Source organism: Pseudomonas syringae (assembly GCF_001698815.1).
In the GTDB taxonomy this organism is placed as follows: Bacteria; Pseudomonadota; Gammaproteobacteria; order Pseudomonadales; family Pseudomonadaceae; genus Aquipseudomonas; species Aquipseudomonas syringae_A.
The window spans coordinates 207,724-230,856 of sequence record NZ_LGSI01000051.1 but is presented as its reverse complement, the minus strand read 5'-3'; the positions used below and the strand labels follow the sequence as shown (position 1 = coordinate 230,856).

General features: G+C 58.0%; 18 protein-coding genes. 6 read left to right on the top strand and 12 right to left on the bottom strand.

The annotated features are described in order from the left end of the window. Positions 1 to 217: 217 nt before the first annotated feature. The 5 genes from AFK24_RS18285 (at position 218) to AFK24_RS18265 (ending at position 6,002) form a co-directional block, all read left to right on the top strand. Positions 218 to 1,135, top strand: a complete 918-nt coding sequence (locus tag AFK24_RS18285) for an ABC transporter substrate-binding protein (protein ID WP_065834555.1) — start codon at positions 218 to 220, stop codon at positions 1,133 to 1,135. After that, the gene (locus AFK24_RS18280; RefSeq protein WP_065834554.1) at positions 1,132 to 3,063 is read left to right on the top strand and encodes a response regulator; all 1,932 of its coding nucleotides are present in this window, start codon (positions 1,132 to 1,134) and stop codon (positions 3,061 to 3,063) included. The genes AFK24_RS18285 and AFK24_RS18280 overlap by 4 nt, the downstream gene beginning before the upstream one ends. Before the next feature lie 220 nt (positions 3,064 to 3,283). Then, complete coding sequence (gene fabA / locus AFK24_RS18275) at positions 3,284 to 3,799, top strand: 3-hydroxyacyl-[acyl-carrier-protein] dehydratase FabA (RefSeq protein WP_020289312.1); 516 nt, start codon at positions 3,284 to 3,286, stop codon at positions 3,797 to 3,799. An 11-nt stretch (positions 3,800 to 3,810) separates the two neighbouring features. Continuing rightward, positions 3,811 to 5,031 (top strand): beta-ketoacyl-ACP synthase I, encoded by a 1,221-nt coding sequence (gene fabB / locus AFK24_RS18270; protein ID WP_020289313.1) that lies wholly within the window; start codon positions 3,811 to 3,813, stop codon positions 5,029 to 5,031. A gap of 119 nt (positions 5,032 to 5,150) precedes the next feature. After that, positions 5,151 to 6,002 carry a pirin family protein gene (locus AFK24_RS18265; RefSeq protein WP_065834553.1) on the top strand — a complete coding sequence of 284 codons (852 nt, stop codon included), beginning with the start codon at positions 5,151 to 5,153 and terminating at the stop codon, positions 6,000 to 6,002. 339 nt (positions 6,003 to 6,341) lie between these two features. On the opposite strand, the gene AFK24_RS18260 is transcribed toward AFK24_RS18265, so the two are convergent. Together AFK24_RS18260 and htpG are read right to left on the bottom strand one after the other, a co-directional pair. After that, entirely contained in the window at positions 6,342 to 7,073 is a 732-nt protein-coding gene (locus AFK24_RS18260; protein WP_065834552.1) for a dienelactone hydrolase family protein, read from the bottom strand. An 83-nt stretch (positions 7,074 to 7,156) separates the two neighbouring features. Further along, positions 7,157 to 9,061, bottom strand: coding sequence for a molecular chaperone HtpG (gene htpG, locus AFK24_RS18255; protein WP_065834551.1), 1,905 nt, complete (start codon positions 9,059 to 9,061; stop codon positions 7,157 to 7,159). Positions 9,062 to 9,541: 480 nt separating this feature from the next. Here htpG and AFK24_RS18245 point away from each other — a divergent pair, with 480 nt between their 5' ends. Continuing rightward, on the top strand, positions 9,542 to 9,799 hold the full coding sequence (locus AFK24_RS18245) for a hypothetical protein (RefSeq protein ID WP_065834549.1): 258 nt from the start codon (positions 9,542 to 9,544) through the stop codon (positions 9,797 to 9,799). 115 nt (positions 9,800 to 9,914) lie between these two features. Here AFK24_RS18245 and brnQ read toward each other — a convergent pair whose 3' ends face one another. The 10 genes from brnQ to sdhC all read right to left on the bottom strand — a co-directional run bounded on the left by brnQ (position 9,915) and on the right by sdhC (position 23,099). Continuing rightward, on the bottom strand, positions 9,915 to 11,228 hold the full coding sequence (brnQ, locus tag AFK24_RS18240) for a branched-chain amino acid transport system II carrier protein (RefSeq protein WP_065834607.1): 1,314 nt from the start codon (positions 11,226 to 11,228) through the stop codon (positions 9,915 to 9,917). A 382-nt stretch (positions 11,229 to 11,610) separates the two neighbouring features. After that, complete coding sequence (gene sucD / locus AFK24_RS18235) at positions 11,611 to 12,492, bottom strand: succinate--CoA ligase subunit alpha (protein ID WP_065834548.1); 882 nt, start codon at positions 12,490 to 12,492, stop codon at positions 11,611 to 11,613. Then, positions 12,492 to 13,658 carry an ADP-forming succinate--CoA ligase subunit beta gene (sucC, locus tag AFK24_RS18230; protein ID WP_020289320.1) on the bottom strand — a complete coding sequence of 389 codons (1,167 nt, stop codon included), beginning with the start codon at positions 13,656 to 13,658 and terminating at the stop codon, positions 12,492 to 12,494. The genes sucD and sucC overlap by 1 nt, the downstream gene beginning before the upstream one ends. 221 nt (positions 13,659 to 13,879) lie before the next feature. Then, a complete protein-coding gene (gene lpdA / locus AFK24_RS18225; RefSeq protein ID WP_065834547.1) occupies positions 13,880 to 15,316 on the bottom strand; it encodes a dihydrolipoyl dehydrogenase in 1,437 nt (478 codons plus the stop codon). A 173-nt stretch (positions 15,317 to 15,489) separates the two neighbouring features. Beyond that, positions 15,490 to 16,725 carry a 2-oxoglutarate dehydrogenase complex dihydrolipoyllysine-residue succinyltransferase gene (gene odhB, locus AFK24_RS18220; RefSeq protein WP_065834546.1) on the bottom strand — a complete coding sequence of 412 codons (1,236 nt, stop codon included), beginning with the start codon at positions 16,723 to 16,725 and terminating at the stop codon, positions 15,490 to 15,492. Between the two features lie 41 nt (positions 16,726 to 16,766). Next, positions 16,767 to 19,598, bottom strand: a complete 2,832-nt coding sequence (locus AFK24_RS18215; protein WP_065834545.1) for a 2-oxoglutarate dehydrogenase E1 component — start codon at positions 19,596 to 19,598, stop codon at positions 16,767 to 16,769. Positions 19,599 to 19,858: 260 nt separating this feature from the next. Next, the gene (locus AFK24_RS18210; protein ID WP_065834544.1) at positions 19,859 to 20,563 is read right to left on the bottom strand and encodes a succinate dehydrogenase iron-sulfur subunit; all 705 of its coding nucleotides are present in this window, start codon (positions 20,561 to 20,563) and stop codon (positions 19,859 to 19,861) included. 11 nt (positions 20,564 to 20,574) lie between these two features. Continuing rightward, positions 20,575 to 22,347 carry a succinate dehydrogenase flavoprotein subunit gene (gene sdhA, locus AFK24_RS18205; protein ID WP_065834543.1) on the bottom strand — a complete coding sequence of 591 codons (1,773 nt, stop codon included), beginning with the start codon at positions 22,345 to 22,347 and terminating at the stop codon, positions 20,575 to 20,577. Between the two features lie 3 nt (positions 22,348 to 22,350). Further along, complete coding sequence (gene sdhD / locus AFK24_RS18200) at positions 22,351 to 22,719, bottom strand: succinate dehydrogenase, hydrophobic membrane anchor protein (RefSeq protein ID WP_065834542.1); 369 nt, start codon at positions 22,717 to 22,719, stop codon at positions 22,351 to 22,353. Next, entirely contained in the window at positions 22,713 to 23,099 is a 387-nt protein-coding gene (gene sdhC, locus AFK24_RS18195; protein WP_020289327.1) for a succinate dehydrogenase, cytochrome b556 subunit, read from the bottom strand. The genes sdhD and sdhC overlap by 7 nt, the downstream gene beginning before the upstream one ends. Between the last annotated feature and the right edge of the window lie 34 nt (positions 23,100 to 23,133).

The window sequence follows — 23,133 nt, the reverse complement described above, 5'->3', positions numbered from 1 at the left end:
CGATGGCGGCATTATACGGAGCGTTGCAGTGTCAGCCAGCGACAAACTGTGTCATCGCGCCGCTCATTAGCTGTATTTCATCCCCGCCGCGCCGACGACCGGGGGCAAGTTCCATGGAAATAAGCCACGTCTCGGTTACCATGCCCGACTATTACTGGAATCATTACGACCACCGGCGATTGGAAAACTTCGCTGCACGACAGAAATCACCGGGCGGATGAGTATGGATACAGCGTTGGGCTTATGGATTGGACATCTGGGCTGCATCGTCACCGGCCTGCTGCTGGCGAACAGCGCTTGCGCAGCTGACGTCCTGTTGACGGCCACCGAAGACAGCCCCGAGGTGCAGGCCTTTGTCAGCGACCTGGCCCAGCGGCGACCCGAGGATTCCGTGCGTTTTGCCACGACTGGCAGGCTGCCCGTGCCCGGCAAAATCCCGGAACATACACGCCTGATCCTGCTTGATCCGGGCAGCCTGGACTGGCGCCTGCTGGACAGCCAGGGCCCGGCGACGCTGGTGCTGCGCATCAGTCGGATCGAGGCCCATCAGCGCCTCGCAGAAAAACGCCCGCCAAATCTGAGCCTGCTGTGGAGCGACCCGCCCGTCTCGCGGCAGCTCAAACTGATCCGGCAACTGTTGCCGCAAGCCAGACAAGTCGGCGTGCTGTTCGACAGTGACAGCCAGTTCCTGCTCAAGGAAACGCGCCACGCTGCCGCGCCGATGGGCTTGAAGATCGTTTCCCAATCCTGGCGATCTGTCGCCGACAACCGCCCACTGAGCGCATTGCTGAACCGCAGTGACGTATTGCTCGGGCTGGACGATACCGAGCTGTACAACGCCAGGACCGCCAAGAACCTGTTACTCAGCAGTTATGCGCAACAACTGGCGCTGCTCGGCCCCAACGCAGGTTTCGTCACGGCCGGCAGCCTGGCCAGCACCTACAGCGACCAGCACGATTGGCTCGACACCCTTGATGAACTGCTGGATATGCCTCCCGCCAGCTGGCCACGCGCGTTCTATCCCCCGTACTTCAAGGTCGTGAGCAATCCTCGGGTCGCACGCTCGCTCGGCATCGCCCCCATCAATGACGCGGCGCTGACCGCGAGCCTGACCGATGCGGAGCGCCAACCATGAATAAACCCCGCCAATGGGACATCAACACCCGCACCCAGATGATCAGCCTCGGGCCTGCGTTGCTGTTGACACTGTTGCTGATCAGCTTCTTCACCTTCGTGCGAATCCAGGACCTGCGCCAGGAGGTCAACCACACCGGCCAGCTAATCGCCAACCAGCTGGCCCCCGCGTCGGAATACGGGGTTATCGTCGGCAATGACGAGGTACTCAGGGGGCTGATGCGCGCCACCTTGTCCACGCCTCATGTTCGTTTCGTTGAAGTGCAGGACAGCGCCAACAATGTCCTGGTGTTCGTCGAGCAACCCGGCAGGAATGGCGGCAACCCCAAACAGGTGGAGATTTTCCAGGCGCCGATTCGCTCCCAGCGAATCAAACTCAGCAACGACTTCCTCGGTGCTCGTGCAGAAGCGGCGAAGCCTGTGGAAGATTATCTGGGCCGGGTATTGGTGGGCATGTCCAACGACGCGTTCAGCCAGCGGCAGCAGGAGATCCTCCTCAAGGCCGGCATTCTGGCGCTGTTCGCGCTGCTGTTCACCTTCCTGCTGGCCCGCCGCCTGGCCTCCAGCCTGTCACAGCCGATCAGTGACATGGGCGATGCGGTCAAGGCGATCCAGCAAGGCGATTACAACACCCCGCTGCCGGTGCCCGACGACGCCGAACTGGGTGACCTGGCGCGACATATCAACAACCTGGCTTTCAATCTGGAAAAAGCCAGCCGCGAACAACAGCAATCCATCGATCAGTTGATTCAGGCCCGGGAAGAAGCCGAACGGGCCAACCGGGCCAAATCCGATTTTCTGGCGATGATGAGCCACGAACTGCGCACCCCCATGAACGGCGTGCTGGGCATGTTGCAGTTGCTGGAAACCACACGCATGACCGAGGAGCAGGTCGAGTACGCGGCGCTGGCGACCGAGTCCACGGAACATTTGCTCAAGGTCATCAACGATATTCTCGACTTCTCGCGGATCGAACGTAATGCCCTGCAAATGGAGAACATCGCGTTCAATCTCGCCGAGGTAATGACCACTTCGACCCAGGCGTTCCAGCACAACGCCCAGCAACGGGGCCTGTCGCTACAACTGGACCTGCAGGCCGGACTTGGCTCTTTCAATGTGTCAGGCGACCCGACCCGGCTGCGCCAGATCCTGGTCAACCTGATTGGCAACGCCCTGAAATTCACTGAAACCGGCAGTGTCTGTATCCAGGCCGGTTGCCAGGAACTGGAAGCGCAGCGGGTGTTGTTCACCTGCACGGTTCGCGACAGCGGCATCGGGATTTCGGCAGATCGCCTGGAATCGATGTTCGATGCTTTTCAGCAAGCCGACAGTTCAATCTCCAGGCGCTACGGCGGCACGGGCCTGGGCCTGCCGATTGCGCGCACCCTGGCCGAACGCATGGGCGGCGTCCTCAGCGCCAGGAGCGAGGAAGGCCTGGGCTCGACCTTCACGCTGGAGCTCGCGCTGGCACGCTTGCCGGTGGAGGTCGCCGATACGGCCGGCGCGTTGGCTGGCCCGCAAGATGACGACGGCGAGGACCGTTGCGTGTTGCTGGTGGAAGACAATCAGGTCAATCGCACGGTGGTTCAGGCAATGTTGCACAGCCTAGGCTTTCAGGTGCACGCCGCTACCGATGGCGCCCAGGCCGTGAGCATGGCGGGCAGCGGCAATTACGCAGTGATTTTCATGGATTGCCGACTGCCGGTCATGGACGGCTACGAAGCAACTCGGCGGATTCGCCAGCTTCCGGGGCTGGAGCAGGTGCCGATTATCGCCCTGACCGCCAACGCATTGCAGGGTGATCGCGACGCCTGTTTACAGGCGGGGATGGACGATTACCTCGCAAAACCCTTCAAACGTACTGATTTACAGCAGGTTTTACAGCGCTGGCTGTCCTTTCGGACATCTGCGACTGGCGATAAATGCTAAATTGCGGCAGTCTTGGTAGCCGTATCGACAATCGAAGTCGGCCGGATGATAAATTTCAGTGCACAAGTGTGCTTTCATTTCCCTTGTGCTGTGACTTTCACTACAACGCAATAGTCTATGAGTAGGCTGCCGGCAGAGTCCTGGCGAGTCAGCCGGCCAGGACTGGATCCTGGGGCAAATGGCGCCCCACCCTGCCGCACCAGATTATTGAGGAGCTCGCATGACCAAACAAAACGCCTTTACCCGGGAAGACCTGCTGCGTTGCAGTCGCGGCGAGCTGTTCGGCCCAGGTAATGCGCAACTGCCCGCCCCCAACATGCTGATGGTTGATCGCATCACCCACATCAGCGAAGGCGGTGGCAAGTACGGCAAAGGTGAATTGGTCGCCGAGCTGGATATCAATCCAGACCTGTGGTTCTTTGCGTGTCACTTCGAAGGCGACCCGGTAATGCCAGGCTGCCTGGGCCTCGATGCCATGTGGCAGCTGGTCGGTTTCTTCCTCGGCTGGCAGGGTTTGCCGGGCCGCGGTCGTGCATTGGGCTCGGGCGAAGTGAAATTCTTCGGCCAGGTGCTGCCAACTGCAAAGAAAGTCACCTATAACATCCAGATCAAACGCGTCCTCAAAGGCAAGTTGAACCTGGCCATCGCTGATGGTTCGGTCACTGTCGACGGTCGCGAGATCTACACCGCCGAAGGCCTTCGGGTCGGCGTCTTTACCTCCACTGACAACTTCTAAGGGTTATCCGCATGCGCCGCGTCGTTATCACTGGTCTGGGCATCGTTTCGTGCTTGGGCAATGACAAAGAGACCGTCTCCGCCAACCTGCGTGCAAGCCGCCCTGGCATCCGTTTCAATCCGGAATATGCCGAAATGGGTCTGCGTAGCCAGGTTTCCGGCTCCATTGACCTCAACCTCGAAGAGCTGATCGATCGCAAGATCTATCGCTTCGTCGGCCATGCGGCAGCTTATGCCTACCTGGCCATGAAAGACGCCATCACCGATTCGGGCCTGACCGAGGAGCAAGTCTCCAATCCGCGCACCGGCCTGATCGCCGGCAGCGGCGGCGCTTCGACACTGAATCAGATGGAAGCGCTGGATATCCTGCGCGAAAAAGGCGTCAAGCGCGTAGGTCCGTATCGCGTTACGCGGACCATGAGCAGCACGGTTTCAGCCTGTCTGGCCACGCCGTTCAAGATCAAGGGCCTGAACTACTCCATCGCATCTGCCTGCGCCACCAGTGCTCACTGCATCGGCAACGCCATGGAACAGATTCAGATGGGCAAGCAGGACATCGTTTTTGCCGGCGGTGGCGAAGAAGAGCATTGGAGCCAGTCGTTCCTGTTCGACGCCATGGGCGCACTGTCCAGCCAGTACAACGAAACTCCGGAAAAAGCTTCCCGTGCCTACGACGCCAAGCGTGACGGTTTCGTCATCGCGGGCGGTGGCGGCATGGTCGTGGTCGAGGAGCTGGAACACGCTCTGGCGCGCGGCGCGAAGATCTACGCCGAAGTCGTTGGCTACGGCGCTACGTCCGATGGCTACGACATGGTTGCGCCAAGCGGCGAAGGCGCCATCCGCTGCATGCAGATGGCCCTGTCCACAGTGGAAGGCCCGATCGACTACATCAACACTCACGGCACTTCGACTCCGGTCGGTGACGCGAAAGAGATGGAAGGCGTGCGCGAAGTGTTCGGCACCAACGCTCCGGCGATCAGTTCCACCAAGAGCCTGTCCGGTCACTCCTTGGGCGCCGCCGGCGTTCACGAAGCGATCTACTGCATGCTGATGATGGAAGGCAACTTCATGGCCGGTTCCGCCAACATCGACGAACTGGACCCGGTTGTCGCTGATATGCCGATCCTGCTCAAGACCCGGGAAGATGCAAAAATCGACCAGGTCATGAGCAACAGCTTCGGCTTCGGCGGCACCAACGCCACGCTGGTGATGAAGCGCTGGCAGGGCAAGTAATTCGCCCCGCTTCGCAGCTGTCAGAAAGGCGCCTCTCGAGGCGCCTTTTTTATTGGGTCGATTCAGCCTATGCAGGTAGGATATTTCCTTTTGCATGCGCGCCCAGTCGAGAAACCCTGATGCTCACGATCAAACCCCGCGCCGAAGACGTCGAAGGCCAACCCATCCTGCGCCCCCTACCCTCGGCCAAATGCCGCAGCGTCGGGCCGTTCGTGTTTTTCGATCACATGCTGGAAACCGCCTACGCGCCGGGCACCGGCATGAACATTCGCCAGCACCCGCATATTGGTCTGTCGACCCTGACTTACCTGTTCGAAGGCCGCCTGTTGCACAAGGACAGTCTGGGCAGCGACCAACACGTTCATGCGGGCGAAGTCAGCTGGATGACTTCAGGCGCGGCCATTGCCCACATCGAACGCACGCCCGACGATCTGCTGGCCAGGGGCTCCAGGATGCACGGCCTGCAAATCTGGCTGGCGTCGCCCAAGGCTTTTGAATCAGGCGCAGGTCATTACAGTCATCATCCGGCCAGCAGCCTGCCGGTCAGTGATGAGATGGGCATCCGGATCCGCATGATTGCCGGCAGCGGTTTCTGCCTGACCTCGCCGGTGCCAGTATTGTCACCGACGCTCTATGCCGAACTGCACATGCAGACCGCCACGACGCTGCTGATCCCCACCGAACATGCAGAACGGGCGCTGTATGTGCTCAGTGGCGAAGCATCATTAGATGGCGAAGCTGTAGAAACCCGCAGCCTGATCGTGCTTGATGCTGGCCAGGAAGTGACGCTGTGCGCGGAGAGCGAATGTCACGCGGTACTCATCGGCGGCGCCCCGCTGGACGGCCCACGGCGCATGAACTGGAACTTTGTCGCCAGTGATCCGGCGTTGATTGAAGCAGCCCGCAAGCGTTGGGCGGCAGGAGATTGGCCAACGGTGCCGGGGGAAAGTGGCAGGATTGAATTGCCGTGAACGCCGAAGCGCCGTGGGAGATTTATTCGCGAAAGATTATAAGGCGCAAAGCGTTCCGTTAAAGCGAGGTTTGCCCGCGAAGAACGATAACGCGGTGTATCTGATTCACCGAGGCGCCTGATTCGCGGGCAAGCCTCGCTCCAACGGGTTCAGCGCCGTCCTCGTAGGAGCGAATGAATTCGCTCCTACGATTTCGAAATCGGCGCGATTCTGTAGGACCGGATTTATCCGGGAGGACATCGGCTCAGACAACTCATCGGCGGCGTCTGAGGGTTGCCGCCAAACATAGAATCCCCCTCAGGTTCGTCACCAGGCGTACACCATACCGGCGAAACTGAATCAGTCCTTGAACACTTCATCCAGCAGATTATGCATCGATGCGAACGCACGTTTCGCCGTCCTGGCGTCGTACATCATTTTGCCTGGAGTCTGAGCCTCGGGATCGGTGAACGAATGCACCGCGCCGCCGTAGCTGGTCAGCTGCCAATCGATGCCTGCTGCGTCCATCTCGGCTTCGAAGGCGGGCAGTTGCTCTTTTGGTACCAAGGGATCGGCAGCGCCGTGCAGAACCAGAACCGAGCCTTTGATGTTGTTCGCATCAGCCGGATTCGGCGTGTCCAGCGTGCCATGGAACGACACGGCGGCCTTCAGATTAGCGCCGGTGCGAGCCAGTTCCAGTGAGCAGCAACCACCGAAGCAGAAGCCGAACGTGGCGACTTTGTCGGCATCGACCGGCGCGTCGGTCTGGCTCAGCAGTTGCTCAAGAGCCGCCTGCATGCGCTTGCGCAGTTCAGCGCGATCATTCTTGAGAGGCATCATCGCGGCGCCCGCTTCATCAGCGTTCTGCGGGCGTGCGCCCTGCCCGTAGAGATCCACCAGCAATACCACATAACCTTGCTCGGCCACGGACTGGGCGATTTTCTCGGCACCTTCGCTGACACCCATCCAGTTGGGCGCCATCAACAGGCCCGGACGCGACGAAGCATCGCCGGAGTCAAATACGAGACGGCTTTCGTACGGCTGGCCATCAATCTGGTACACCACGGAACTGACAGTAACGTTGCTGCTCATCGCTGACTCCTCAATCATTGAAAGAAAAATGCACGGACCAAAATCAGAAAACCCGCCGAAGCGGGTTTTTGTAACACGTCGTGTTAAACCGACAGTTCAACGAGCAGCTTGTTCAGCCTGCGCACGTAAGCAGCCGGATCTTTCAGGCTGTCACCTGCGGCCAGTGCCGCCTGATCGAACAGGATGTGCGACAGATCGCCGAAGCGCTCTTCGCTCTGCTCGGCGTCCAGCTTGCCAATCAGTGGGTGCGCCGGGTTGAATTCGAAAATCGGCTTGGAGTCCGGAACCTTCTGCCCGCTGGCTTCGAGGATCTGGCGCATCTGCATGCCCAGATCAGCCTCGCCAATGGCCAGGATTGCCGGAGAGTCGGTCAGACGATGGGAAACCCGCACTTCACTGACGGACTCGCCCAGCGCGGCTTTCAAACGCTCGATAAGACCTTCCTTATCCTTGGCGATTTCTTCCTGAGCCTTCTTGTCCTCTTCGGAATCAAGCTTGCCCAGATCCAGATCACCACGCGCCACATCGACAAAACCCTTGCCGTCGAAGTCGCTGAGATAGCTCATCAGCCACTCGTCGATGCGATCGGTCAACAGCAGTACTTCGATGCCTTTCTTGCGGAAGACTTCAAGGTGCGGGCTGTTTTTGACCTGGGCGTAGGTCTCGCCGGTCAGGTAGTAAATCTTGTCCTGACCGTCCTTGGCGCGAGCCAGGTATTCGGCCAGGGCAACGACTTGCTCGCCGCTCTCTTCGTGAGTCGAAGCGAAACGCAGCAGGCCGGCGATTTTTTCCTTGTTGGCGAAATCTTCTGCCGGGCCTTCTTTCATGACCTGACCGAAGTTCTTCCAGAAACCCTTGTATTGCTCAGGCTCGTTCTTCGCCAGTTTTTCCAGCATGTCCAGCACACGCTTGGTCAGCGCGGACTTCATCGAATCGATGATCGGGTCTTTCTGCAGGATTTCCCGGGACACGTTCAGGGACAGGTCATTGGAGTCGACCACGCCCTTGATGAAGCGCATGTACAGCGGCAGGAACGACTCGGCCTGATCCATGACGAATACGCGCTGCACGTACAGCTTCAAGCCACGCGGCGCTTCACGTTGATACAGGTCGAACGGAGCACGGGCCGGCACGTAGAGCAGCGAGGTGTATTCCAGCTTGCCTTCAACCTTGTTATGGCTCCAGCTCAGCGGGTTCTCGAAGTCATGGGCAACGTGTTTGTAGAATTCCTGGTACTCCTCGTCCTTCACTTCAGTGCGCGAACGGGTCCAGAGTGCGCTGGCGCGGTTGACGGTTTCCCATTCAACGGCAGGCACTTCTTCACCTTCGGCAGCGGCCTGTTCTTTCGGCAGCTCGATCGGCAAAGCGATGTGATCGGAATATTTCTTGATGATGTTGCGCAGACGGTAACCGTCGGCGAATTCATCTTCAGCACTTTTCAGGTGCAGGACAATACGCGTACCGCGCTCGGCTTTTTCCAGGGTAGCGACTTCAAACTCGCCTTCGCCCTTGGAGGACCAATGCACGCCTTCGCTGGCAGGCGAGCCGGCACGGCGGCTGAACACTTCGACTTGATCGGCAACGATGAAGGCCGAATAGAAGCCCACGCCGAACTGACCGATCAGGTGTGAATCCTTTTTCTGATCGCCAGAAAGGTTTTTCATGAAATCTGCAGTGCCGGATTTGGCGATGGTACCCAGATGGGTGATCACATCTTCCCGGCTCATGCCAATGCCGTTGTCTTCGAGGGTGACGGTTTTCGCGTCCTTGTCGAAGCTCACACGGATTTTCAGCTCGGCGCCGCCTTCAAGCAGGTCCGGTTTGGACAGTGCTTCGAAGCGCAGTTTATCGACGGCGTCAGAGGCGTTCGAGATCAATTCGCGAAGGAAAATTTCCTTGTTGGAATACAGCGAATGGATCATGAGGTGCAGCAGCTGCTTTACCTCGGTCTGGAAGCCCAGGGTTTCCTTTTGAGTTTCCACACTCATGGTCATCAAACTCCAATCAGATGGCAAAGCCACCAGACAAGACATGAATCTGTGTCGGGCGGCGGGTAGTCATCAAAGTGGGGGCTGGGACCGGGATTTCAAGGGCGCGCAATTCAGCTTCGGCAATTCTTCGAGCGCAGCCCACGCAATGAACGGCAAGACGAGGCCAATCCCAATGATTTTCTCGGAATAAGCCAGCACCGGCGTCATGCCATTTGTGTCGGCACGCATGACGCCCGAACGGAAACCGGACAAGCGGGCAACGCCGCAGGGGAACGCTTGGCACGCTCAAGTACGACGGTTTCACGCATGTGCGACTTTCATTTCCCGGCTGCAGTAGTTGCAAAATGCTTCGGTGCCGTCGCGGACTCAACGCGAAGCCCTTGATACGCAAACACAATCTATCTGAACGATGGCTGGAACTTAATGAAAAGCCCAATGCTCGAAGGCTCGTAGATATTCAATAAGGAGAAATACCCCATGCGCAAATCTTTAGCTTATGCCTTGATGCTTTCTGCCACTTTGGGCCTTGCCGCCTGTGACAAGAAGTCCGAAAACACCCAGCAAGATGCCAACAAAGCTGCACAGGAATCCCAGGAGTCGATGGCGAAGGCTCAGGATAAAGTGAACGACGCCGCTAAAGAAAGCCAGGAAGCTGCACAGAAAAATGCAGAAGCCGCTCAACAGCGCGCAAAAGAAGCCAATGGTCAGGCCCCGGCGCCAACCACGACCAAGTAAGCTGAGAAGTCTTCAGATAATAAAGCCCGCAATTGCGGGCTTTATTAGTTTTTGGCAGATGACTTTCAGATCGCGTATTGGCTAAACATCAGCCTTCCGACCTTTGGAATACGTGTCATGCCAGCGCTTCGCTTCGCTTGCCCAGCGCACGATCGATCACGAACGCAACAACCAGCATCATCAAGGACGGCACCAGCCAGGCCAGGCCTTGATCGCTCAGCGGCAGATTTGCCAGGGTGTGCGGCATGCGGTCAGCAAAACCTGCGCCCTTTATCGCATCGATAACGCCAAACACCGCTGCCACCAGCATGACTGGCGCGACGATCCGGCTTTGGGATTGCCAGAAATCCTTGCAGAAGCTCAGGGCCACAAGAACGATGCAAGGCGGGTAAATAGCCGTCAGCACCGGGATCGAGAACATGATCAGCTTGGTCAGGCCCAGATTAGATACCAGCAACGAGAACAGCGCCAGAATCAAAACCAGGGCTTTATAGGACAACGGCAGCACCTGACTGAAATACTCGGCACAGGCGCAGGTCAGGCCCACGGCGGTCACCAGACACGCCAGGGAAATCAATACCGCCAGGAAGCCGCTGCCCAAGGAGCCGAAGGTGTGTTGCACGTAAGCATGCAGCACCGCCGCGCCGTTGCTCGCCCCGGCCGCCACCGCGTGACTCCCGGAACCGAGGCGGAACAGACTGATATAAACCAGCGCCAGCCCTACCCCGGCGATCAGGCCGGCGATGATTGCGTAACGGGTGATCAAGGCTGGCGACTCGACACCACGTGAGCGAATGGCATTGACGATGACGATCCCGAAGACCAGCGCGCCAAGCGTGTCCATGGTCAGGTAGCCGTTGATGAAACCTTGGGAGAACGGAGCCGCAGCATACGCAGGCTCGGCAATCCCGACATCCCCGGCAGGCAGCGCGAAGGCCGCAATGCCCAGCACCGCGAGAGCGATGATTTTCAAGGGCGCCAGAAAGCGGCCCACGGTATCCAGCAGACGCCCCGGATACAGCGAAACCCAGAACACCACCGCGAAATACACCAGACTGTACAGAAACAACGCCATCGGGCTGTCGCCTGTCAGAGGCGCGAGGCCTACTTCAAACGAGACAGTGGCCGTTCGCGGCGTGGCGAACAGCGGACCCACCGCCAGATAGCACACCGCTGCGAGAATCCCACCGGCGACCTTGCCAATCGGGCTGCTCAACGCATCCATGGCGCCGCCGACCTTGGCCAGAGCGATGATCGTGATCACCGGTAGACCTACCGCAGTGACCAGAAAGCCGAGCGCAGCCATCCACACATGGGGACCAGCCTGCAAACCAACGATCGGGGGGAAGATGATATTGCCAGCCCCGACAAACAGGGCAAACGTCATAAAACCAAGTGCCAGGATGTCCCGGCCTTTCAACACTTTCATCAGAAGGAAACCACACATTCAAATCGAAATTTAGAGGAGATTTCCCGGCGGATAAGGGAAATGCTGCCAGCCCTTTTAGGACCGACCTGACTGTGCGGTGACTCCTTGTGAGAACCACCCTGCACAAAATGGCCGCTAGCCTAACCAATTTGCGTGTGTTTTGCACTGATAGAGGGCGCACCGGGCGATGAACGCACCTTTTCTGAACGCTGGAAATCCGTTGGCGAGGCCTGCCCGCGAAGCGGTTCCCCTACCAGCATTGCGGTCGGCTGAACGAACGCCTTCGCGGGCAAGCCTCGCTCCAACAAGTGCTATATCCCATAACGCACAAAGGCCACCCGAAGGTGGCCTTTGTCGATTGCTCGATCAGGTAAGCAGAAGCTTACTTGACAGCCCAACCAGTCAGCTCGGCCAAAGCCTTACCGATGTCAGCCAGGGAACGCACGGTTTTCACGCCAGCGTCTTCCAGTGCTGCGAACTTCTCGTCTGCAGTACCTTTGCCGCCGGAGATGATTGCGCCAGCATGGCCCATGCGCTTGCCCGCAGGGGCAGTCACACCAGCGATGTAGGAAACAACCGGCTTGGTTACGTGTGCCTTGATGTAGGCAGCCGCTTCTTCTTCAGCCGAACCGCCGATCTCACCGATCATGACGATCGCTTCGGTCTTCGGGTCTTCCTGGAACAACTTCAGGATATCGATGAAGTTGGAACCAGGAATCGGGTCACCACCAATACCAACGCAAGTCGACTGACCGAAACCGGCGTCAGTAGTCTGCTTCACAGCTTCGTAAGTCAGGGTGCCGGAACGCGACACGATGCCTACTTTGCCTGGCAAGTGAATGTGACCTGGCATGATGCCGATCTTGCATTCGCCCGGAGTGATCACGCCTGGGCAGTTAGGGCCGATCAGGACCACGCCCAGCTCGTCGCACTTGACCTTGGCATCCAGCATGTCCAGGGTAGGAATGCCTTCGGTGATGCACACGATCAGCTTGATGCCGGCGAATGCTGCTTCAAGGATGGAATCCTTGCAGAAAGGAGCAGGAACGTAGATTACGCTGGCAGTAGCGCCAGTGGTTTCTACCGCTTCTTTCACAGTGTTGAACACTGGCAGGTTCAGGTGCGTGGTGCCGCCTTTGCCTGGAGTCACGCCGCCAACCATTTTGGTGCCGTAGGCAATGGCTTGCTCGGAGTGGAAAGTACCCTGCGAACCGGTGAAGCCCTGGCAGATTACTTTGGTGTCTTTATTGATCAGGACGCTCATTACTTGCCCTCCGCAGCTTTGACAACTTGTTGAGCAGCGTCGGTCAGGCTGGTAGCTGCGATGATGTTCAAACCGCTTTCTGCCAGTACTTTAGCGCCCAGTTCAGCGTTGTTGCCTTCAAGGCGAACAACAACCGGGATTTTAACGCCGACTTCTTTCACTGCACCGATGATGCCTTCGGCAATCATGTCGCAACGAACGATGCCGCCGAAGATGTTGACCAATACTGCGGCGACATTGCTGTCGGACAGGATGATCTTGAACGCTTCGGTAACGCGTTCCTTGGTTGCGCCGCCACCAACGTCGAGGAAGTTGGCAGGTTTGCCGCCATGCAGGTTGACGATGTCCATGGTACCCATGGCCAAGCCAGCACCGTTGACCATGCAACCGATGTTACCTTCCAGCGCCACGTAGTTCAGTTCGAACTTGGCAGCATGGGCTTCACGTGGATCATCTTGCGATGGATCGTGAAAAGCCTTCAGCTTTGGCTGACGGTACATGGCGTTGGCGTCAATGTTGATCTTGGCGTCCAGGCAGTGCAGATCGCCGTCAGCCTTGATAACCAGCGGGTTCACTTCCAGCAGAGCCAGGTCATGGTCCTGGAACAGTTTGGCCAGACCGGTGAAGATCTTGGCGAACTGAGTGACCTGCTTGCCTTCCAGACCCAGCTGGAAAGCCAGATCGCGACCCTGGAATGGCTGAGCGCCAACCAGTGGATCGATAGTGGCTTTGAGAATCTTCTCAGGAGTGTCGTGAGCGATTTTCTCGATGTCCACGCCACCTTCAGTGGAAGCCATGAACACGATACGACGGCTCGAACGATCCACTACAGCGCCGAGATACAGCTCTTTAGCGATGTCGGTGCAGGACTCAACCAGGATCTTGGTCACTGGCTGACCGTTGGCGTCGGTCTGGTAAGTCACCAGACGCTTGCCCAGCCATTGCTGTGCGAAGGCTGCCGCGTCTTCTTTGCTGCGAACCAGCTTGACGCCACCCGCTTTACCGCGACCACCAGCGTGAACCTGGGCTTTGACAACCCATTCAGTGCCGCCAATCTTGTCGCACGCTTCTGCTGCTGCTTCCGGGGTGTCTACTGCGTAGCCTTTGGATACTGGCAGGCCGTATTCAGCGAACAGCTGCTTACCCTGATACTCGTGAAGATTCATGCTTATTACCGTCTTCGTTAGGTACTGCGCATTCGGTGCTGCACGTCTGGCGTGCCGCACCACCTGTGACCGCTACTCCCGGCGGCCCCGAAACCTGGCAAACCGCGTGGGTCCGTCAGGTTTCAGAGAACACCTCAGAGGTCGAGTCCGGCGGACATTCCGCGGTGAGTCTTGCTCGCAAGGCTCACGACGGGCAGTCCGTCGTGGTTTCTCTTATTGTCTTAGCGTTTTTTGCGGTTCTGGATGTGGATGGCACCGCCATTCACAGCCAGAGCAGCTTCATGCAATGCTTCGGACAGCGTCGGATGGGAGAAAACCATCATGCCGATGTCTTCGGCACTGCTGCCGAATTCCATCGCGATCGCGCCCTGCTGTACCAATTCCGCAGCGCTCGGACCAATGACGTGAACGCCCAATACGCGATCAGTCTTGGCGTCAGCGATGATCTTGACGAAACCGCCAGTATCGTTGGCTGCCATTGCGCGGCCGCTGGCTGCGAATGGGAAGGTGCCGACGTTAACTTCAACGCCTTCAGCCTTCAAGGTCTGCTCGGTTTTACCAACCCATGCGATTTCCGGGTGGGTGTAGATAACCGAAGGAATCAAATTGTAGTTCATCTGAGCCTTGTGGCCCTTGATACGCTCGACAACCATGATGCCTTCTTCCGAGGCTTTGTGGGCCAGCATCAGACCACGAACCACGTCACCGATTGCATAAACGCCAGGAACGCTGGTGGTGCAGAAGTCGTCGACGTAGATGAAACCGCGCTCATCCAGGTCCACGCCGCTGTCCGCAGCCAGCAGGTCGGTGGTCACCGGACGACGACCAACGGCCACGATCAGGCGGTCGAAAGTGATCGATTGCTCGCCCGCTGCGTCGGTGTAGCTGACAACCACTTCTTCGCCGTTAACCTTGGAACCGGTCACGCGAGCGCCCAGCTTGATGTCCAGGCCTTGCTTGGTGAAGGTTTTCAAGGCTTCTTTGGAAACGGCTTCGTCAGCGGCCGGAATGAATTTCTCCAGCGCTTCCAGAACAGTGACCTGAGCGCCCAGACGAGCCCATACCGAGCCCAGCTCCAGACCGATAACGCCAGCGCCGATAACGCCCAGACGTTGTGGAACCTGTTGGAATTCCAGGGCACCGGTAGAGTCGACGATAACTTTCTGATCGACCGGAGCCGGTGGAATGTCGATCGGACGCGAACCCGAAGCCAGGATCACGTGGTCCGCTTCGATGATTTCAACGGTGCCGTCAGCGCCAGTCAGTTCGACTTTCTTGCCGGCCAGCAACTTGCCGTGGCCTTGCAGGGTGGTCACGCCATTGGCCTTGAACAGGCTGGCAACGCCGCCGGTCAAGCCTTTGACGATGGTGGACTTGCGACCAATCATGGCCGGAACGTCCATCGATACGTCGGAAGTCGAGATGCCGTGGATCGCGAAACCATTCTTGGCTTCGTAGAATTTCCAGGAGCTGTCCAGCAGCGCCTTGGAAGGAATGCACCCTACGTTCAGGCAAGTACCGCCGAGAGCCAGTTTGCCCTCCTTGTCCTGATATTTCTCGATGCAGGCAGTCTTGAGACCAAGTTGCGCAGCCTTGATGGCGGCTACATAACCGCCAGGGCCTGCGCCAATCACTACCACGTCGAATTTCTGGGACATAAAAAAGAGTTCCTCTTTAGCTGCGAGCTTCAAGCCACAAGCTGCAAGCCGGTCTGTGATGTTTTACAGACGAGCGTTGCAACCTGTTCATTAGATGTAATTTGCAAAACCCGAGCTGTACGCCTGGCTGCCTTTCTTTTGCAGCCAGCGGCTTGCAGCTAGGGGCTGCCTCATCAAATATCCAGCAGCAGACGAGCCGGATCTTCCAGCAGGTTCTTGATTGTCACCAGGAACGTCACGGCTTCTTTACCATCGATCAGACGGTGATCGTAGGACAGCGCCAGATACATCATCGGACGGATAACTACCTGACCGTTGATTGCCATCGGACGTTGCAGAATGTTGTGCATGCCCAGGATAGCCGCTTGCGGCGGGTTGACGATCGGGGTCGACATCATCGATCCGAAAGTACCACCGTTGGTGATGGTGAAGGTACCACCGATCATCTCTTCCATGGACAGCTTGCCGTCACGGGCTTTCTTGCCGAAAGCAGCGATGCCGCCTTCGATTTCAGCCAGGGTCATCTGTTCTGCGTTACGCAGCACAGGAACCACCAGACCACGATCGCTGGACACAGCAACACCAACGTCGGCATAGCCGTGGTAAACGATGTCGGAGCCGTCGATCGAGGCGTTGACAGCCGGGTAGCGTTTCAGCGCTTCGGTGGCAGCCTTGACGAAGAACGACATGAAGCCCAGACGTACGCCGTTGTGAGACTTCTCGAACAGATCCTTGTACTTCGAACGCAGCGCCATGACTTCAGTCATGTCGACTTCGTTGAACGTAGTCAGCATCGCCATGTTCGACTGAGCTTCAACCAGACGCTTGGCCACGGTGGCACGCACGCGGGTCATCGGCACACGCTTCTCGATGCGGTCGCCAGCAGCAAACACTGGAGCAGCAGGCGCGGCGGCAGGCTTGGCAGCCGGTGCAGCAGCAGGAGCGGATTTCTTCGCTTCAACCGCAGCAACCACGTCTTCCTTGGTGATACGGCCGTCTTTACCGGTGCCCTTGACGCTGGCCAGGTTGATGGCGTTTTCTTCAGCCAGTTTGCGCGCAGCCGGTGCAGCGATGGAATCTTCGTCGCCAGCAGCAGCGGCCGGAGCCGCCGCCTGGGCCGGTGCGCCAGCAGCTGGAGCAGCGGCGGCTGCAGGTGCTGCCGAAGCAGTACCACCCGCATCCAGCGTTGCAATCAGTTCGTTGGACAGGACAGTTTCACCCTCACCTTTCACGATCGATGCCAGCACGCCGTCAGCTTCTGCCAACACTTCGAGCACGACTTTGTCGGTCTCGATGTCGACCAGAAGCTCGTCACGTCTTACCGCTTCGCCCGGCTGCTTGTGCCATTTGGAAATGGTGCCATCGGCAACTGATTCCGGGAAAGAGGGGGCTTTGATCTCGATAGCCATTATCTGTAATTCCTTAATTCGGTTTCTAATGCGCGAAGGCGTTAAACAGTGAAGGCATCTTTGAGCAGTTTTTCCTGCTGCTCAGCGTGCATCGAAGCGTAGCCACAAGCGGGTGCTGCAGAGGCGTCACGACCGGCATACTCGAGCACGAGGTTGCGGTTGTGATTGCCAACGCTGCGACGCAGATGATGCTGGCTGCTGTACCAGGCGCCCTGGTTCATCGGCTCTTCCTGACACCACACTGCATTTTGCAGATTGGTATAAGGAGCAAGCGTTTCCATCAGGTCGTCTTCAGGGAACGGATACAGCTGTTCAAGACGCACGATGATGGTGTCTTCACGGCCTTCGGCACGGCGTTTTTCAAGCAGGTCGTAGTAGACCTTGCCGCTGCACATCACCAGACGCGTAACCTTGGCGGCATCGAGGGTATCGATTTCCGGGATAACGGTCTGGAACGAGCCTTCGGCGAGATCTTCCAGGGTCGACACGGCCAGTTTGTGACGCAGCAACGACTTCGGAGTCAGCACGATCAACGGCTTGCGCAGCGGACGAATCACCTGACGGCGAAGCAAGTGGTAGATCTGCGCAGGGGTAGTCGGCACGCACACCTGAATGTTGTGCTCGGCACACAATTGCAGGTAACGCTCGAGACGCGCGGAGGAGTGCTCCGGGCCCTGACCTTCATAACCGTGTGGCAACAGCATGGTCAGACCGCACAGACGGCCCCACTTGTGCTCGCCGCTGGTGATGAACTGGTCGACAACAACCTGTGCACCGTTGGCGAAGTCGCCGAACTGGGCTTCCCAGATAACCAGTGCATCTGGCTGGGTCGTCGAGTAGCCGTATTCGAAAGCCAGTACGGCTTCTTCCGACAGGAAGGAGTCATACAGGTCGAAACGTGGCTGACCGGCATACAGATTCTGCAGCGGGATGTAGGTCGTGGAGTCTTTCTGGTTGTGCAGCACGGCGTGACGGTGCGAGAACGTCCCGCGGCCGATGTCCTGGCCGGTCATGCGAATCGGGTGACCTTCGAACGCCAGGGTCGCGTACGCCATGGTTTCAGCGTAACCCCAGTTGATCGGCAGGCCGCCGGCTTGCATCTTCTGACGGTCTTCGTAGATCTTCTGCACCTGACGCTGAACCACGAAGCCTTCTGGCAGCTCCATGAGCTTGGCGGACAGTTCCTGCAGGGTTTTCAGATCAAAGCGGGTGTCATGACGCGCAGTCCAGGCGTGGCCCAGGTATGGACGCCAGTCCACGAACAACTCTTTGTTCGGCTCCTTGACCAGGCTTTTTACAACATGCAGACCGTTGTCCAGCGCGTTGCGATAGTCATCGATTTTCGCCTGCACGCGGGCGTCATCGAGTACACCGGCCTTGATCAGGTTTTCAGCGTACAGCTCGCGGGTGGTGCGCTGCTTGGCGATCTGCTGGTACATCAACGGCTGGGTGCCGCTCGGTTCGTCCGCTTCGTTGTGGCCGCGACGACGGTAGCAGACCAGATCGATTACCACGTCACGCTTGAACTGCATGCGGTAGTCGATAGCCAGCTGGGTCACGAACACGACGGCTTCAGGGTCATCGCCATTTACATGGAGAATCGGCGCCTGAATCATCTTGGCAACGTCGGTCGCGTACTCGGTGGAGCGCGAGTCTTCCGGGTTGCTGATGGTGAAACCAACCTGGTTGTTGATGACGATGTGGATCGTGCCGCCCGTCTTGAAGCCGCGAGTCTGCGACATCTGGAAGGTTTCCATGACCACGCCCTGCCCTGCAAAAGCAGCATCGCCGTGGAGGGAAATTGGCAGAACCTTGTCACCGTTCGGATCGTTACGACGATCCTGACGCGCGCGCACAGACCCTTCGACCACCGGAGAAACGATCTCCAGGTGAGACGGGTTGAATGCCATGGCCAGGTGAACTTCACCGCCTGCGGTCATCACGTTCGACGAGAAACCCTGGTGATACTTCACGTCACCGGAGCCCAGCTCGACTTTTTTCTTGCCTTCAAACTCGTCGAACAGGTCGCGCGGGTTCTTGCCGAAGGTGTTGACCAGGACGTTCAGGCGACCACGGTGGGCCATGCCGATCACGATTTCCTTGGTGCCATACGAACCGGAACGCTGGATCAACTCATCCAGCATCGGGATCAGGCTTTCCGCACCTTCCAGACCGAAACGCTTGGTACCCGGATATTTTGTACCCAGGTATTTTTCCAGACCTTCAGCCGCAGTTACGCGCTCAAGCAAGTGGCTCTTGATATCGGCGGAGAAATCCGGACGACCGCGAACACTCTCAAGGCGCTGCATGAACCAGTTGCGCTGCACGGAATCGACGATGTGCGTAAATTCAGAACCGATGGTGCGGCAATATGTCTGCTGCAACGTTTCGTGAATTTCGCGTAGGCTCGCTTCCTCTTTGCCGATGAACAAGTCGCCAGCACGGAAAGTGGTATCCAGATCAGCGTTGGTCAGCCCGTAGTGATTGATCGACAGATCGGCAATCACAGGACGCTGCCACAGGCCCAGCGGATCGAGCTGGGCTGCCTGATGGCCACGCATACGGTAAGCCTGGATAAGTCGCAGTACCTCGACCTGCTTCTTCTCGTGTTCGCTGCTCACGCTTCCGGCGGACACCGGTTGAGCGCGGCGCTGGTTTTTAGCCAGCAACACGAAATGATCGCGGATCGTAGAATGCGATACATCGGTGGCAGTGCTGCCGTCAGCGGGCAACTTCTGAAAGTAGGTGCGCCACTCTTCTGGCACAGCGTTAGGGTCGTGCAGGTAGAGCTCATAGAGCTCTTCCACATAGGCAGCGTTACCACCGGAAAGGTGGGCACTGTTCCACATGCGCTGCATCACGCTTTCTTGCATGCTTGGTCACCCTCGGTAAGGGGACACCACCGGCGAAGACACCACAGCAAACCTGAGATAGTCATGTGCAGCGACTGTATCAAGCCACTAAGGATCACGCAGATAGTCCGGGTACCAGCCCGGATGCCCCTGCTGGTCTCATTTCTTCAAAATAAGAGCCGCAGCATTACAAGCTGCTGCTCAGGTTAAAACTACGGCGCCGGTTGAAGCCTGCGCCGCAGCGATTTCGGTGAAGCAGTGTAACGGGTACAACAGTCGAATCAGACGCCGTTTTGCAGAAGCATGTTGCGAACGTGACCGATAGCCTTGGTTGGGTTAAGGCCTTTCGGACAGACGTTGACGCAGTTCATGATCCCGCGGCAGCGGAATACGCTGAACGGATCGTCCAGTGCCGCCAGACGTTCGGCGGTCTGGTTGTCACGGCTGTCAGCCAGGAAACGATAGGCTTGCAGCAATGCAGCCGGACCAAGGAACTTGTCCGGGTTCCACCAGAAGGATGGGCAGGAAGTCGAGCAGCAGGCGCACAGGATGCACTCGTACAAGCCGTCGAGCTTCTCACGTTCTTCCGGAGTCTGCAGACGCTCGATGGCCGGAGCCGGAGTGTCGTTGAGCAGATATGGCTTAACCTTCTCGTACTGCTTGTAGAAGATGCTCATATCGACGACCAGGTCACGAATCACCGGCAAACCAGGCAGTGGACGAACCACCAGCTTGTTCTTCTTGACCACGGCAGACAGCGGCGTGATGCACGCCAGGCCGTTCTTGCCGTTGATGTTCATGCCATCGGAACCGCAAACGCCTTCACGGCAAGAGCGACGATAGGAAAAGCCTTCGTCCTGCTCTTTGATCAGGGCCAGGACGTCCAGGACCATGATGTCTTTACCACCGGTATCGATCTGGAATTCCTGCATGAACGGCGCTGCGTCCCGATCCGGGTTGTAGCGATAAACACTGACTTGCAACATATCGGCCACCCTTAGTAAGTCCGAATCATGGGTTCGAAAGTCGGAACAGTCTTCGGCGAGAAGTTCACGGCACGCTTGGCTACGCGTTTTTCACCCGGGAAATACAGGGTGTGGCACAGCCAGTTCTGGTCGTCGCGATCTTCGTAGTCTTCACGGGCGTGAGCACCGCGGGACTCTTTACGAACTTCGGCGGCAATCGCCGTTGCTTCGGCCACTTCAAGCAGGTTTTGCAACTCAAGCGCTTCGATTCGAGCGGTGTTGAACGCCTGGCTCTTGTCGTTGATCTTGACGTTGGAAATGCGCTCGCGCAGGCCCGCCAGTTGAGCGATACCTTTCTGCATGTATTCACCAGTCCGGAATACACCGAAGTAGTTCTGCATGCAGCTTTGCAGTTCTTTACGCAGGGTAGCCACGTCTTCGCCGGTCTCACGAGCGTTGAGGCCCGCCAGACGCTCAAGGGCGAAGTCAACGTCGGTTTCGGTGGCCCGACGGTAGTCGACACCTTCACGCAGGCTTTGTTCCAGATGGATACCCGCAGCACGACCGAACACCACCAGGTCGAGGAGCGAGTTGCCGCCCAGACGGTTGGCGCCGTGAACCGATACGCAGGCCACTTCGCCTACAGCGAACAGACCCGGAATGATCTGGTCGACGCCAGCGGCGTCCTGGGTGATCGCCTGACCATGAATGTTGGTGGCAACGCCGCCCATCATGTAGTGGCAGGTTGGTACAACCGGGATCGGCGCAACGGCCGGATCGACGTGTGCGAAGGTCTTGGACAATTCCATGATGCCTGGCAGACGGCTGTGCAGTACTTCTTCGCCCAGGTGATCGAGCTTGAGCATCACGTGATCGCCATCAGGACCACAGCCGTTACCGGCAATGATTTCCTTGACCATCGAACGCGCTACAACGTCACGACCGGCAAGGTCCTTGGCGTTCGGAGCATAACGCTCCATGAAACGCTCGCCGTGCTTGTTGATCAGGTACCCACCTTCACCACGGCAACCTTCCGTGACCAGTACACCTGCACCGGCAATGCCGGTTGGGTGGAACTGCCACATTTCGATGTCCTGAACCGGAACACCTGCACGCAATGCCATGCCGACGCCGTCGCCGGTGTTGATCAGGGCGTTGGTCGTGGAGGAATAGATGCGGCCAGCGCCGCCGGTAGCCAGTACAGTCGCGTTAGCGCGGATGTAGGAGGTTTCACCGGTTTCGATGCAGATAGCGATGATGCCGACAAACACGCCATCCTGGTTCTTCACCAGATCCACTGCGTAGTATTCGTTGAGGAATACGGTGCCGGCTTTCAGGTTGGCCTGGTACAGAGTGTGCAACAAGGCGTGACCGGTACGGTCGGCTGCTGCGCATGTACGTGCTGCCTGACCGCCCTTGCCGAAATCCTTGGACTGACCGCCGAAAGGACGCTGATAGATGCGGCCTTGTTCGGTGCGCGAGAACGGCAGGCCCATGTGTTCGAGTTCGAACACGGCTTCCGGACCTACGGAACACATGTACTCGATAGCGTCCTGGTCACCGATATAGTCGGAACCCTTGACGGTATCGTACATGTGCCAGCGCCAGTCATCGTTTGGATCTGCCGAAGCGATGGCGCAGGTGATGCCACCCTGGGCAGAAACGGTGTGGGAGCGAGTCGGGAACACCTTGGTGACCACGGCGGTCTTGTGACCACCTTGTGCCAGCTGCAATGCCGCGCGCATGCCAGCACCGCCGCCACCGATGATGATGGCGTCAAAAGAAAGCGTATTAATGTTAGCCATGAATCAGATACCCCAAAGAATCTGCACGCCCCAGACGAAGTAAGCGAACATCGCAACGCCGCAGACCGCCTGGAAAAGGAAACGGATCGCAGTCGCCGGCTTGCCCAGCGCCATCGGCGTCAGGTAGTCGGTCGCAATGGTCCACATGCCGACCCAGGCGTGAGCGCCCAGGGCAACGAGGGCCAGCAGACTGAAGATACGCATCCCGTTATGCGCGAACAGACCATGCCATTGGGCATAGCTCAGACCTGGGTGCGCGATGATGTATCCGATCAGGAAAATGAAATAAGCCGCGAGCACGACCGCAGATACGCGCTGCGCCATCCAGTCATAGAGGCCCGAACGCGACAGGTTAGTGACGTTGGTTACCATATCCAAACTCCCGCCAGAACGATCAGCACCGCAGACACGGCGATAACGATTTTCGAGCCCAGCTTGCCGCCTTCCAGCGTTTCACCGACACCCATGTCCATAACCAGGTGGCGAATACCGGCCACGAGGTGATACAGCAAGGCGGAGAACAGACCCCAGGCGACGAACTTGGCCAGCGGACTGGTCATGCATGCCTTCACCTCGTCAAAACCCTCTTGCGAACCCAGCGATTTGCTCAATGCCCAAAGCATGATTGCAAGACCGAGGAAGAGAATGATGCCGGAAACACGATGAAGAAATGACGTAACGCCGGTGATGGGGAGTTTGATGGTCCTTAGATCTAGGTTTACAGGTCGTTGGCTATTCACGGCTTTTTTCACACTGAAGAGCCCCTAACAATCAGGGCAAGTTGTT

What these genes read in the sequence shown, in the direction of transcription:
- AFK24_RS18285 (WP_065834555.1), top strand. Translation starts at nt 218, where the DNA reads ATGAGTATGGATACAGCGTTGGGCTTATGGATTGGACATCTGGGCTGC.
- AFK24_RS18280 (WP_065834554.1), top strand. Translation starts at nt 1,132, where the DNA reads ATGAATAAACCCCGCCAATGGGACATCAACACCCGCACCCAGATGATC.
- fabA (WP_020289312.1), top strand. Translation starts at nt 3,284, where the DNA reads ATGACCAAACAAAACGCCTTTACCCGGGAAGACCTGCTGCGTTGCAGT.
- fabB (WP_020289313.1), top strand. Translation starts at nt 3,811, where the DNA reads ATGCGCCGCGTCGTTATCACTGGTCTGGGCATCGTTTCGTGCTTGGGC.
- AFK24_RS18265 (WP_065834553.1), top strand. Translation starts at nt 5,151, where the DNA reads ATGCTCACGATCAAACCCCGCGCCGAAGACGTCGAAGGCCAACCCATC.
- AFK24_RS18260 (WP_065834552.1), bottom strand. Translation starts at nt 7,073, where the DNA reads ATGAGCAGCAACGTTACTGTCAGTTCCGTGGTGTACCAGATTGATGGC.
- htpG (WP_065834551.1), bottom strand. Translation starts at nt 9,061, where the DNA reads ATGAGTGTGGAAACTCAAAAGGAAACCCTGGGCTTCCAGACCGAGGTA.
- AFK24_RS18245 (WP_065834549.1), top strand. Translation starts at nt 9,542, where the DNA reads ATGCGCAAATCTTTAGCTTATGCCTTGATGCTTTCTGCCACTTTGGGC.
- brnQ (WP_065834607.1), bottom strand. Translation starts at nt 11,228, where the DNA reads ATGAAAGTGTTGAAAGGCCGGGACATCCTGGCACTTGGTTTTATGACG.
- sucD (WP_065834548.1), bottom strand. Translation starts at nt 12,492, where the DNA reads ATGAGCGTCCTGATCAATAAAGACACCAAAGTAATCTGCCAGGGCTTC.
- sucC (WP_020289320.1), bottom strand. Translation starts at nt 13,658, where the DNA reads ATGAATCTTCACGAGTATCAGGGTAAGCAGCTGTTCGCTGAATACGGC.
- lpdA (WP_065834547.1), bottom strand. Translation starts at nt 15,316, where the DNA reads ATGTCCCAGAAATTCGACGTGGTAGTGATTGGCGCAGGCCCTGGCGGT.
- odhB (WP_065834546.1), bottom strand. Translation starts at nt 16,725, where the DNA reads ATGGCTATCGAGATCAAAGCCCCCTCTTTCCCGGAATCAGTTGCCGAT.
- AFK24_RS18215 (WP_065834545.1), bottom strand. Translation starts at nt 19,598, where the DNA reads ATGCAAGAAAGCGTGATGCAGCGCATGTGGAACAGTGCCCACCTTTCC.
- AFK24_RS18210 (WP_065834544.1), bottom strand. Translation starts at nt 20,563, where the DNA reads ATGTTGCAAGTCAGTGTTTATCGCTACAACCCGGATCGGGACGCAGCG.
- sdhA (WP_065834543.1), bottom strand. Translation starts at nt 22,347, where the DNA reads ATGGCTAACATTAATACGCTTTCTTTTGACGCCATCATCATCGGTGGC.
- sdhD (WP_065834542.1), bottom strand. Translation starts at nt 22,719, where the DNA reads ATGGTAACCAACGTCACTAACCTGTCGCGTTCGGGCCTCTATGACTGG.